At 67.4% G+C, this 12,362-nt stretch carries 11 protein-coding genes; 7 read left to right on the plus strand and 4 right to left on the minus strand.

The window, feature by feature from the left end; genetic code table 11:
- Positions 1 to 56: 56 nt before the first annotated feature.
- Entirely contained in the window at positions 57 to 2,753 is a 2,697-nt protein-coding gene (gene gyrA / locus VF167_10410; GenBank protein ID HEX6925838.1) for a DNA gyrase subunit A, read from the minus strand.
- A gap of 113 nt (positions 2,754 to 2,866) precedes the next feature.
- Here gyrA and VF167_10415 point away from each other — a divergent pair, with 113 nt between their 5' ends.
- On the plus strand, positions 2,867 to 3,436 hold the full coding sequence (locus tag VF167_10415) for a shikimate kinase (GenBank protein HEX6925839.1): 570 nt from the start codon (positions 2,867 to 2,869) through the stop codon (positions 3,434 to 3,436).
- Positions 3,437 to 3,511: 75 nt separating this feature from the next.
- Here the strand turns inward: VF167_10415 and VF167_10420 are convergent, their stop codons facing one another.
- Together VF167_10420 and VF167_10425 are read right to left on the minus strand one after the other, a co-directional pair.
- Positions 3,512 to 3,820 (minus strand): tetratricopeptide repeat protein, encoded by a 309-nt coding sequence (locus tag VF167_10420; protein ID HEX6925840.1) that lies wholly within the window; start codon positions 3,818 to 3,820, stop codon positions 3,512 to 3,514.
- A gap of 28 nt (positions 3,821 to 3,848) precedes the next feature.
- Positions 3,849 to 4,310, minus strand: coding sequence for a hypothetical protein (locus VF167_10425; protein ID HEX6925841.1), 462 nt, complete (start codon positions 4,308 to 4,310; stop codon positions 3,849 to 3,851).
- Between the two features lie 390 nt (positions 4,311 to 4,700).
- Between VF167_10425 and VF167_10430 the strand changes: the two genes are divergently transcribed.
- The 5 genes from VF167_10430 to VF167_10450 all read left to right on the plus strand — a co-directional run bounded on the left by VF167_10430 (position 4,701) and on the right by VF167_10450 (position 9,422).
- A complete protein-coding gene (locus tag VF167_10430) occupies positions 4,701 to 5,597 on the plus strand; it encodes an LD-carboxypeptidase (GenBank protein ID HEX6925842.1) in 897 nt (298 codons plus the stop codon).
- A gap of 41 nt (positions 5,598 to 5,638) precedes the next feature.
- The gene (locus tag VF167_10435; protein ID HEX6925843.1) at positions 5,639 to 6,364 is read left to right on the plus strand and encodes a type II toxin-antitoxin system HicB family antitoxin; all 726 of its coding nucleotides are present in this window, start codon (positions 5,639 to 5,641) and stop codon (positions 6,362 to 6,364) included.
- Positions 6,361 to 6,960, plus strand: a complete 600-nt coding sequence (locus VF167_10440; GenBank protein HEX6925844.1) for a cob(I)yrinic acid a,c-diamide adenosyltransferase — start codon at positions 6,361 to 6,363, stop codon at positions 6,958 to 6,960. Before VF167_10435 ends, VF167_10440 begins: the two co-directional genes overlap by 4 nt.
- Before the next feature lie 52 nt (positions 6,961 to 7,012).
- Positions 7,013 to 7,438 carry a BrxA/BrxB family bacilliredoxin gene (locus tag VF167_10445; protein ID HEX6925845.1) on the plus strand — a complete coding sequence of 142 codons (426 nt, stop codon included), beginning with the start codon at positions 7,013 to 7,015 and terminating at the stop codon, positions 7,436 to 7,438.
- 121 nt (positions 7,439 to 7,559) lie between these two features.
- Positions 7,560 to 9,422 (plus strand): long-chain fatty acid--CoA ligase, encoded by a 1,863-nt coding sequence (locus VF167_10450; GenBank protein ID HEX6925846.1) that lies wholly within the window; start codon positions 7,560 to 7,562, stop codon positions 9,420 to 9,422.
- On the opposite strand, the gene VF167_10455 is transcribed toward VF167_10450, so the two are convergent.
- Positions 9,423 to 9,809, minus strand: a complete 387-nt coding sequence (locus tag VF167_10455) for a VOC family protein (protein ID HEX6925847.1) — start codon at positions 9,807 to 9,809, stop codon at positions 9,423 to 9,425.
- 235 nt (positions 9,810 to 10,044) lie between these two features.
- Between VF167_10455 and VF167_10460 the strand changes: the two genes are divergently transcribed.
- Positions 10,045 to 12,360 carry a PBP1A family penicillin-binding protein gene (locus VF167_10460; protein HEX6925848.1) on the plus strand — a complete coding sequence of 772 codons (2,316 nt, stop codon included), beginning with the start codon at positions 10,045 to 10,047 and terminating at the stop codon, positions 12,358 to 12,360.
- The last annotated feature ends 2 nt before the right edge of the window (positions 12,361 to 12,362 follow it).

Here is a 12,362-nt window from a genome sequence, read left to right on the forward strand (position 1 = left end):
AGTCGCGCTCCGGCAACCTTCTCGCAATTTGTGACCTTCTGGCGGCCTGACCGCCGTCAGTCCCCGAGCAGGTCGAACTGATCGGAGCGACGGCGGCCGCGACCACCCTCGGTCGGGCTCTCTTCTCCACGTAGCCGAGGAGCATTCGCGTCGATGTCGCCACCCGTTTGGTCTTCGTCGCGATCGACCGCCACCACGGCGATCTCCTCCTCGTCAGAGTCGAGCGCCCCCGACGGCGAATCCTCTTCCGCCTCATCGAGGTCGTCGTCTACCGAGGCCTCGTCTGCTGAGCCCTCTCCGGTGGCACGACGCGCGGCATCGTCTTCCCCACCCTGACCCCCGACTCGCGTCACCTCGACCACGCGGTCGCCCCGGGCTACCTCCACGAGCCTCTCGCCGCGCCCGCCGCGAGGGGTCTCCGGGATCTGGTCGGCTCGCAGCCGAACCGTCCCGCCGGAGGCGAGCACCACCATCAGCTCGTCTTCCGGAAGCAGCTCCTTCGCGCCCACCACCTTGCCCGTCCCGCCATCGAGTTTCACCGCCACCACGCCCATTCCGTCGCGCCCCTGCAGCGAGAAATCCTCCAGCGAGAGGCGATGCACGAACCCCTTGTCGGTGACCAGGCAGAGGGAGGTGAGGTGCCGCGTGACCACCGCGCCGACGAGGCTGTCTCCCGATGCCAGCTTGATCCCGCGGACCCCCTGCGCCACTCGCCCGACCTCGCTGACCTCCGCCTCCGAAAAGCGGATCACGCGGCCGGCGCGGCTCACCAGCACCACGTCAGCCGTGCCGTCGGAGACCTGCACGTCGAATAGCCGGTCCCCCCTCCTCAAGTTGATGGCGATCACACCCCCGGATCGCTGGCTACTGAACTGGTCTAGCCGCGTCCGCTTGACCAGCCCCCGTTCGGTCATGAACACGAGGCGGGCATCGCCCGCCAGCCGCCCGGGTGAGAGCAGGGCGACGACCCGGCCGTCGCGCGACAGCCCCAGTAGCTGCTGTAGCGCCCGCCCCCGCGACGTTCGTCCCGCTTCGGGAATGTCGGCCACGGGCAGCCAGTAGGCCTGGCCGTCTGCGGTCAGGAACATCAGGGTTTCGGTGCTGGTGGCGACGAAGACGTGCTCGAGGTAGTCGTTCTCGTACCGCTCCATTCCCGCCAGCGCCTTACCCGAGCCCATGCGTCGCTGGTAGAGGTACATCGGAGTCTGCTTCACGAAGCCCTCGTGGCTGACCGTCACGATCACCTCTTCCTCCGCCTCGAGATCCTCGAGACGGGCAGCCTCGCGCGCATCCAAGATGCGGGTCCGCCGGGCGTCGCCGTAGCGCTCCGCCAGCTCTTCCAGCTCGCGCCGCACCTCTTCCAGCTGTTTCTGAGGGCTTTCCAGCAGGGCTTCCAGCTCGCGGATCCGGCGGGTGAGCCCGGCGAGACGCTCCCTGAGCTCGCGGCTTTCCAGCGTCGTCAGCCGGTGGAGCCGCATCTGCAGAATGGCGTCGGCCTGCCGCTCGGACAGCTCGAACCGCGACCGCAGGCGTTCCGCCGCGTGAGCGCGGTCGCGCGAGCCGCGGATGATGCGCACCACCTCCTCGATGTTCTTCACCGCCACGATCAGCCCTTCCAGCACGTGCGCCTCGTCGCGGGCCTTCTCCAGCTCCCAGCGCGAGCGCCGCACGATCACCTCGACGCGGTGGTCGCGGAAGCGCTCCAGCATCTCCTTCAGGGTGAATTCGCGCGGCACGCCGTTGTCGAGCGCCAGAGCGATCACCCCGAAGGTGCTCTGCAACGACGTCCATTTCAGCAGCGAGCGCAGGACCTTCTGAGCGTCCGCACCGCGCTTCAGCTCGATGACGACCCGGATACCGTCGCGATCGGATTCATCGCGCAGATCGGAGACGTCCGAAATACGCCCCTTCTTGGCCAGATCGACGATCTGTTCCAGGATCCGGGCTTTGCTCGTGGCGTAGGGGATCTCGGTTACGGCCAGCTGCTCACGTCCACCCCGGCGCGTTTCCTTCTGCACCCGCGCCTGCATCACGATGCGCCCTCGGCCGGTCTCGTACGCCTTCTCGATTCCCTCGCGGCCCACGATCAGGGCACCCGTGGGAAAGTCCGGACCGGGGACGAAGCGCATCAGATCCTGAACCGTACAGTCCGGGTGGTCCAGGAGATGGAGCGCCGCCCTCACCACTTCCCGCAAGTTGTGCGGCGGAATGTTGGTGCTCATCCCCACTGCGATACCGCTCGACCCGTTCACCAGCAGGTTCGGAAGGCGCGCGGGCAGGACCGCGGGCTCCTGCAGGCGGTCGTCGAAGTTGGGGACGAAGTCGACGGTATTTCGCTCGATGTCGGCGAGCATCTCCATCGCCACCGCCGAGAGGCGCGCCTCGGTGTAGCGGTAGGCCGCGGCCCCATCGCCATCGATCGACCCGAAGTTCCCCTGTCCCTCGACCAGCGGGTAGCGCAGACTGAAGTCCTGGACCATGCGCACCAGGGCTTCGTAGACCGCGGTGTCGCCGTGCGGGTGATAGCGGCCGAGCACGTCCCCCACCACCGTCGCGGACTTCTTGAACGGTCGATCGGGCGTGAGCCCCGCCTCGTGCATCGAGTAGAGGATCCGCCGGTGCACCGGCTTCAACCCGTCACGCACGTCCGGCAGGGCACGCTGCACGATCACGCTCATGGAGTAATCGAGGAACGACTTCTTCATCTCGTCCTCGATCATCCGCAACACTACGCGGTCTCTCTGCTTCGCCACGACTTCTCCAGATTGGCTTCAGGATCTCTTCGGAATCCGTTCGGTGCGCATCATGCACTGCCCGCCGCGATCGACGCAAGGCGGACGCGTGCCCCCTCACTCAGGATCGACCAGTGACGCCCGGACGACGAGCCCCCGATACGCGGCTGCCTCCGATCGAGAGGATCGTGCTGCTGGGGTTCATGTGCTCCGGCAAGAGCACCGTCGCCGCGGCGCTGGCTCGCAGGCTCGAGTGGCGGCTGGCCGATTTCGACGTCGAGATCGAGCGACGCGACGGACGGCCGATCGCGCGCATCGTCGACGAAGAAGGCGAGGAGTACCTCCGCTCGCGGGAGGCCGAGTTAACCGATGAGCTGGCGACCGCCGAGGGGGTGGTGCTGGCTCCGGGGGGCGGCTGGATCACACAGCCCGAGCTGCTCCAGCGCATCCGCCCCGGCACCCTCTCCATCTGGCTTCGCGTCACACCGGAAGAGACCGTGCGGCGGCTGCTGAGCGACGACATCGACCGCCCACTGCTCGACCACCCCGATCCCGAAGCAGCAGTTGCCGAGATCCTCGCCGAACGCGAACCGCTCTACCGGCTGGCAGACGTAGCGGTACCTGCGGAAGGACGCTCAGCGGAGGAAGTGGCGTTCGAGATCGAGCAGCTGGCGAGGACCAGGGGCGTCGTGCGCGGCCGCTGACGCACGCCTCCTGCGCACACTGCCGCGTGAATCGCGTTTAGGCAATGGGGAGATCGGCAGGATTCGCTGCGGGGGTCACAGCGCGTCGAGCTCGTCCTCGAACTCACCGGCCATGGTGGGATGTCCGTGACGGTATGCCGCCTCGATCCCCTGTCGGTAGGCCTCTCGGGCTTCGTCTTCTCGCCCGAGCCGAACGAGAGCCCGGGCGAGGCGTCCGTATGCGTTCCCCTCGTCGTCCGTAGCTTCCAGGTAGAGCCGAAGCTGCTCTACTGCCTCCTCCCAACGCTCCAGCCGCTCGTACTCCAGCGCCAGTCCGAATCGCGCGCGCGGGTCATGGGGGCGCGCCTGCACCATCCGTTGTAGCGCCTCGATCCGGTCGGTCACCTGCTTCTCCTCGCTGCTTGCCCCACGGTCAGACCTGGTCGCGGAGCACCGCGGTAGCCAACGCTCCTGCCAGGATGCCGAGCGCGGCACCGCCGCAGACCAGCGCCAGCCGCTGGGGCGGTACCGCACGAACCGCTTCCGCCCAACCGCGGAAACCACCCATCAGATCATCCACACGGTCCTGAACCACGCGATCCTCCTCCGGGGTCTCATTGTCAGGCTCCTCCCGCGCGTCGGCATCCGGCGCGCCGACGGGTGACAGCCGTCCGCAGTCGGGGCACACCGCCATGCCGCGGTCACGCATCGTGCGGTTGGAGTAGACCATCCGCTCGTTGCAGTCGATGCAGACAATCCCCGCCGGCATCGGGTCGATGGAGGAGTACAGGGCGGAGCGACTGATGCCGAGCTCCTCGACGACGTCATCCACCGTCATCGACGCCGACCAGTACAGCTCATTGGCGCGCTCGGCCAGCGATTCGGATTCGTTCATCGTCTGTACCATTTCGATCCCCCTGAAAAGGTGGCGCACGGCCGTGCAGCGGCGAGCAGAAGACGTGCCATTCCACCGACTTAGCACGCTTCCGAAGAAGTGGCTCTGGGGATCCGTGAGCGCATATCGGCTTAGCCCCGCCGCGTTGTGCATCCGTGTGCCCGGCTGTATTTTGCGCCCGTCGACGCTCGTGCGCCACTCCGCGCACCGCTGCCCGCACTTCATCGGAGTCCGCTTGCCCGCCGTCGTACCCGGTTCACACCAACCGCCATTCCGCGCTGCGGTCGCCTGCCCGCCACGGGGCGAGCCCATCCACGGCACCGCCTTGTCGCGTTTCGCGCCGCAGTGATCCGGCCGCTCGCTCTCCCGCCCGCACCTCGCATCGCGTTGGTGGCCCCCGCGGGGCCGCTCGCGGAGGAGGCGGTGGACCGCGCCCTCGACCGCCTCGAGCGCTGGGGATGGCGGCCACTTCTGGGGCGCAACTCCCGCGGCCGGTGGGGGTATCTCTCGGGAACGGACGATGAAAGACTGGCCGACCTGCAGGCCGCGATCGACTCGGAGGAGAACGACGCGATCTGGTTCCTGAGGGGAGGCTACGGCACGATGCGCATCGTCGATCGCGTCGATTGGCGGCCGCTCGTGCGACGTCCGCGCCCGGTGATCGGCTTCAGCGACAACACCGTGCTGCACCTGGCGCTGCAGCGCGCCGGGGTCGTCTCTTTCCACGGTCCTCATCCCGCGGTCGAGACGCTGCCTCCCTTTTCGATCGAGCTCCTGCATCGGGCGGTTACCCTGGCGGAGCCGCTGGGACAGCTGCCGCTGCCGGAGGAGGGCGAGGGCGTGGAGACGGTGGTGGAAGGAGTGGCCGAAGGTCCGTTGGTGGGTGGGAACCTGGTGCTGCTCGCCGCGACCGTCGGAACTTTCTGGGCACTGCGGACGCGGGGCGCGCTGCTGTTCTTCGAGGAGGTGGGGGAGGCCACCTACCGCCTGGACCGATTGCTCACCCAGTTGCGCCTTTCCGGCGCGCTGGATGGTGTGAAGGGGATCCTGGTTGGCGCGCTGAGTGAGTGCCCTGACGAGGGTGCGCCGAACACCCCGGCGCTCTCCGACCTGCTCAGGGATCGCCTCGGTGACCTCGGCGTTCCCGTGGCGCGGGGCTTTCCGTTCGGGCATCAGCCCTACAACTGGACGCTGCCACTCGGGGTGAGAGCGCGCCTCGACGCCACTGCCGGAACCGTGGAGATTCTCGAGCCGGCGGTGGCGCCGCGCGCACTCGGAGAGAGCTGAAACACAGTGTCGAGAGGCCGGGGGTCTGCACCATCAGCGGGATGATGAATTCGATCGGATCGCCCTTTTCGAGCGCGGCAAGCGGCCTTCTCTCGGTCGGCATCGAGGAGGGCCCTGATGGGTCCGCGGTCGTTCACAGCCTCGGGTTTCCGGGGTGCGTCGCCGCGGGGGCTTCGCCGCAGGAGGCGCTCGATGCCTATGCGGTCGAACTCTCCGAGTGGCTCGCCTTTCGCGAGACGCTCGGACTGCCGGTTCCCTCGCGCGACGAGGAGCTGGAGATCACCGTGGACGAGTGGGTCGCCTCGCCGGAACCGGTGAGCGAGGGCTCGAGCAAGGTCTGCTTCGAGGCCGACCTGCGCCCGCTGGAGGATGCGGAGATCAACGAGGCACTGCACCTGCTGGGCGACCTTCGGGGGCGTCTGTTACGGGCGGTGCGCGCGATCCCCCGGACGGAGTTAGACCTGGACGCGGGTGCGCCCTGGTCGCTCCGGCGCATTTTCGACGAGCTGGCGCGTGCCCAGTGGTGGACGCTGACCAGACTGGGGGCATCTCCGCTCGCAGAAGTGCCGGAATCGCCGATCGCGCGCCTGGATACCGCGATGGCGATCACCGTCCAACAGTTCACCGGCTTTGCGCGGCAGGCGCGAGACCGGGTGCTCGAGCTGGATGAGGAGGTGTGGACGCCGCGCAAGGTGCTCCGCCGCCTCCTCTGGCTCGAGTGGTCTCTCGGCAAGGCGGCCCTGGCCGTACTGGAGGGGACGGGGTGACGACGAGGATCTATACTCGCACGGGCGACCGGGGCGAGACGGGCCTCTTCGGCGGCCAGCGCGTTCCTAAAGACCACGCTCGGGTCGAGGCGTACGGCGAGGTCGATGAGCTGAACGCCGTGCTCGGCCTCGCCATGGGCCAGGTGTCCGCCGAGGATATGCCCGAGGTGGCACGCAGGCTGCGCGTCCTGCAGGGCGACCTGTTCGTGCTCGGCGCGAACCTGGCGACTCCGCCTCCCGAAGATGGCGGGAGACCCAGCTCGTACATCCCTCCGCTCCCTCGCGAGCGAATCGAGGAGATGGAGCGCTGGATTGACGCCGCCGAGGATGAGCTGCCGCCGCTCCGTTCCTTCATTTTGCCCGCCGGCACCACTGGTGCGGCCACGCTGCACCTGGCACGGACGGTGTGCAGGCGCGCCGAGCGCCGTTTGATCTCGCTCGCCAGGGGAGCGACCGTCGATCCGGATTGTATCCGGTTCCTGAACCGCCTTTCGGACCTGCTCTTCGTCTGGGCACGGCTGGCAAACCACCGAGCCGGTATCCCCGACATCCCCTGGGAGCGGGGGACCGACGGGAAGGCGGACACAACCGACTGACGTCACGCTTCGCGCGGGCGGGGCGCTTCACTTCACCGGAGGAAGACCGATCATGCCATATCCAGAGCTGTTGCTGAAGCCGATGCGGGAGGAGCTTACCCGAGTGGGCGTCCAGGAGCTGAAGACGGCCGACGAGGTCGACGCGGCACTCACCCAGAGCGGGACCACCCTGGTGGTGGTGAATTCCGTTTGCGGATGCGCCGCGCGGAATGCTCGACCCGCGGTGGTGCTCGCGCTTCGGCACGACGTCGTCCCGGATCGCACCGTTACCGTGTTCGCCGGGCAGGACCTCGAGGCGACCGCCCGGGCGCGTGAATACTTCCACGGCTACCCCCCCTCCTCCCCTTCGCTCGCGCTCCTCAAGGACGGCGAGCTCGTGTACATGATCGAGCGCCACGGCATCGAGGGCCGGGACGCCGACGAGATCGCCGACGAGCTGACGCAGGCCTTCGAGCGCTACTGCGGCGCCGGAGTGTAATTCCCTCCAGCGGGTGTGCGGCCGTGGGTCTCCCTTCCCCGCGGCCGACCCGGAGCACAACGCCACCGTCGCACGGGTTTCGGCCGCGCCGGTTACGACGTCCACCAGCTCGGAGCTCGTCATGGCAACGCAAGTCGCTTCCCACGACCACTACGCGGGCCCGCCGCTGCCCGCGTTCGAGATCGACACGCTCCCCAAGCTGTTCTTCGACTCGGTCGATCATCGCGCGCGGCCCGATGCGGTCCTGTTCAAGCGCGAGAACCAGTGGATCCCGCTCTCCCACCGGGAGATCGAGCGACGCGTGGCCGGATTTGCGGCGGCGCTGCTCGAGCTCGGGGTGGAGCCGGGAGATCGCGTGGCGGTCCTCTCCGAGAACCGCCCGGAATGGATGATCGCCGACTACGCGGTCCTCGGGCTGGGAGCGGTGTACGTTCCCATCTACGCGACTCTACCTGCCAATCAGATCGCCTTCATCCTCGCCGATTGCGAGACGAAGGCAATCCTCGTGTCCAACCAGGAGCAATACGACAAGATCGCTTCCATCCGCGACCAGGTACCAAGCCTTCGACATATCATTGCCTTCGATCATTTCTCCGCTGCGTCCGACGTACTCACCTTCGAGGAGATGGTCGAGCGCGGGAGCCGCACCGAGGATGCGATCCAGACCTTCCGCAAGCGGGCGCTCGAAGTCACGCCGGATCAGCTCGCCACGCTGATCTATACCTCGGGAACGATGGGCGATCCCAAGGGGGTCATGCTGACCCATCACAACCTCACCTCCAACGTCGCGGCGGTGCGCGCCCATCACGTCATCGATCCCCGACCCGGCGACGTCGGCCTGTCCTTCCTGCCGCTCTCGCACGTATTCGAGCGGATGGTCGACTACTACTACTGGGCCGAGGGGATCTGCATTGCCTATGCGGAGTCGATCGAAAAGGTCGCGGAGAACCTGATGGAGGTCAGACCGCACTACATGGTCTCGGTGCCGCGGCTCTTCGAGAAGATCTACACGCGGGTGATGGGGGCGACGGGGATCCGGCGCGCTCTGGTGATGTGGGCTAAGCGGGTGGGAGAGGAGTTCGCCGAGCAGACGCTCGCCGGGGCAACGCCAACGGGGGGCCTCGCATTCCAGTACCGGCTCGCCGATCGCCTGGTCTTCTCCAAGCTGCGCGCGCGCACCGGCGGCCGCCTTCGCGCCGCGATTTCCGGTGGGGCACCGCTGTCCCATGACATCGCCCGCTTCTTCTTCGCGGCGGGGATCCCCGTTTACGAGGGATACGGACTCACCGAGACCTCGCCGGTGCTCACGGCCAACCGCCCCGGGAAGGTCAAGCTGGGAACTGTGGGTCAGGCGGTGCCTGGTACGGAGATCCGGATCGATCCCAATGGTGAGATCGTGGTGCGCGGTCCGCAGATCATGAAGGGGTACTGGAACCGTCCCGACGCCACCACCGCATGCGTCGAGTCCGACGGCTGGTTCCACACCGGTGACGTGGGGGCGCTGGATGAGGACGGCTTCCTTCGCATCACCGACCGCATCAAGAACCTGATCGTGACTGCGGGCGGCAAGAACATCGCCCCCCAGCCGATCGAAAACCAGGTGGCACTCTCCCCCTACGTCGCACAGGTGGTGATGCTGGGCGACAAGCGGGCGTATCCGACGCTGCTCATCGTTCCCGACTTCGACAACGTCGGCGCGTGGGCGCGCGAGCAGGGGATCACCGTGAGCGACAACCGCGCGCTGGTGAGCGACCCGCGCGTCAAGGAGTTCCTGGAGAAGGAGGTTTTCGACCGCCTGCAGGGACTCGCCAGGCACGAGATGCCGAAGAAGATCGCCATCGTTCCGGACGAGTTCGGGGTGGACACCGGTGAGCTCACGCCCAGCCTGAAGGTGAAGCGCCGGGTCGTGGAGGAGCGCTATGCCGACCTGATCGAGAGGATGTACGCGGCTGATGGAGATCGAGGGGACACTCGCGACCGCTGATCACTCCTTCACCTCGCTCATCAGCGCAAGCACGTTCCCGGAAGGATCCTCGAGGAATGCCATCCACAGCTCGTGGTCCGGCAGGCGAGCGATGAGATGCGGCTCGGTCCGGAACCGCACGCCGCGATCGCGCAGCGAGCGGTAGCTCCCCTGCAGGTCGGCGACCCGGTAGTACACAATCGATGCGGGGTGTTCGAACTCGGCCGACTCCGGCACCGAGAGCATGATGCGCACGCCGCCGCAGTCGAAGAAGACGGCATTCGGGATCTCCATTACCGCCGGTAGGCCCAACATGTCGCGATAGAACGCCGCCGTGAGCGGTAGATCGGTCGCGCGTAGCGCGATCTGGCCGATCCCCGTAATCCCTCCCGCCTCAGCTGTCGCCATGCATCCCCCCTATCGAGGAAAGATTGGGATTGCGAATTACGAATCACGAATTGCGTTAAACCGTAATTCGTAATTCGTAATTCCCTAGCAGCGCCCTCCGCGCGGTCCGCTTTCCCGCTATTTCTGTTCCCGCCTCCGGGAGAACCACCGCGGCGCCAGCGGGTACATCAGCAATCGCGAGCTCTGGCCTCGCGATTGCTGAATGCCGGGAGGAGATGGTCCTCCCCTTTGCGTGGTGATCGACTTGGAAGGACTCCTCGACAAGATCCGGCAGCGCGCCGAGCAGATCTGGCGCAGCGTGCGTGCGGAGCTCGCCGCCGCCAGCCGGGATCGCAAGCGTGCGCTGGGACTTCTCGCCTTCGCGGCGGTGGGCCTGGCCTCGAGCAGCGCCGGGGTCGCGCTCGGTGCCTGGTCGCAGGCCTGTGCGGGCGGATGTCCGACGGCGGAGCAGGTGGCCGAATTGGCTCCGCAGGAGGCGTCGGTCGTCCTCGACGCCGGCGGCGCGACGCTGGGCCTCCTGTACCGTGAACGCCGCCAGCTCGTGGAGCTGGAGACCCTTCCGCGCCACGTGCCGCTGGCCTTCGTGGCGGTGGAGGATCGCCGCTTCTTCGAGCACGGCGGGGTGGACGTCGTGCGCTTCCTCGCCGCCGTGCGTGACAACCTCTTCGGCGGGTGGGGCGGACCCGGCGGCAGCACGATCACCATGCAGCTCGCGCGCAACCTGTTTCCGCAGCAGCTCCCCATTCGCGAGAAGTCGCTGCGCCGCAAGCTCGCTGAGATCCGGCTCGCGCGGGAGATGGAGAAGCGCTTCTCCAAGGAGCGCATCCTGGAGCTGTACCTGAACCACATCTACCTTGGCAGCGGCGCCTACGGCGTGGAAGCCGCGGCCCGTACCTACTTCGGCAAGCCTGCCGCGCAGCTCACCGTCGCCGAAGCCGCCACCCTTGCGGCCCTTCCCAAGGCGCCGAGCTTCTACGACCCGCGACGCAATCCCGAGGCGGCGCGCAACCGCCGCAACCTCGTGCTGCGCGAGATGGCGGAGACCGGGGTGATCACCGAGGAGGAGGCGGAGACACTTCGCCGGTTGCCGCTTGTGCTGGCTCCCCCGCGCGGCCTGGAGCGAGCACCGTACGTGGTGGAGCTCGTCCGACGAGAGCTGGAGGACCGCTTCGGGGAGCTGCTATACACCGGGGGGCTCCGCATCTACACGACCATCGACTCGGCGCTGCAGGCGGAGGCGGAGGCCGCCCTCGAGGATCACCTGCGCGAGATCGAATCGGGCGCCTACGGTCCATACCGCCACCAGACATACGAGGATTTCGTCGAGGAGGCGGCGGACCAGGAGCGAGTGGCACAGACCCCTTACCTACAGGGCGTCGTGGTGGTCCTCGACCCGACGACCGGTGCCGTTCGCGCCCTGGTCGGTGGTCGAGACTTCGAGCACTCGCAGTTCAACCGTGCCACGCAGGCACTCCGGCAACCCGGGTCCGCCTTCAAGCCCTTCGTCTACGCCGCCGCCATCGAGAAGGGGCGCTCGCCGTTGTCGCTCGTGCACGACGTACCCATCTCGGTGAGACAACCCGATGGCACCTACTGGTCGCCGAAGAACTACGACGGCACGATCGGCGGCACGATGACGATGCGCGAAGCGCTGCGTCAGTCCAGGAACCTGGCCACGATCCGGCTGGGCCAGGAGGTGGGGATGACCGCGGTGCGAAACGTCGCTCGTCGTGCGGGTTTGGAGACGCCGATCCCGGATTACCCATCGGTCTACATCGGCGCCGCGGCGGTGCATCCGATCGACCTGGTGGCCGCCTACGGAACCTTTGCGAACGCGGGATTGCGGGTGTCGCCGCGCTTCATCCGCCGCATCGAGGACCGCAATGGCGAGGTGCTGTGGGAGCCTACCTCCGCTCCGACCCCCGCTCTTCCCCCCGGCCTGGCCTGGATCGTCACGGACATGCTCCGCGAAGTGGTCGATCGGGGGACCGGCTACAACGTTCGCAACCCGGCGGTCGGGAACATTCCGTATGACATTCCGGTCGCCGGGAAGACGGGCACGACCAACTCCAACACCGATGTCTGGTTCATCGGCTACACCCCCGATCTGCTCGCCGGAGTCTGGCTCGGATTCGACGAGCCGAAGACCATCACCTCGGGGGCGACCGGAGGTGGATTCGCCGTTCCGGTGTGGGCACGCGTTGTGCGCAAGTACTATGAGAATCACGAGGTTCCGCGTCCCTGGGAACGGCCGTCCGGGGTGATCGTTCGGGACATCAGCACGCTCACCGGTCGGCCGGTTACCGAGGATTGTCCGTTCGCGGTGAGCACCCGGCCAGACTTCTTCCTGGCTTCGAGCGCTCCCGAACCAGGGTGTGGGTCGCCGGAGGAGTTCGTGGATCCCACTCCCTGGCTGCCAGGGCGGCCGGTGGTGCCAGGACAGCCTCGGGTCCCGCGTCCGGAGGATTTCATCGATGAGTCAGAACCGGGCGACGGGGCAGAAGCGGACGACGATGCGGAAACCGACCCGAGCGGGGAGGTGGTCCCCTAGCC

Source organism: Longimicrobiaceae bacterium (genome assembly GCA_036375715.1).
GTDB lineage: Bacteria > Gemmatimonadota > Gemmatimonadetes > Longimicrobiales > Longimicrobiaceae > DASVBS01.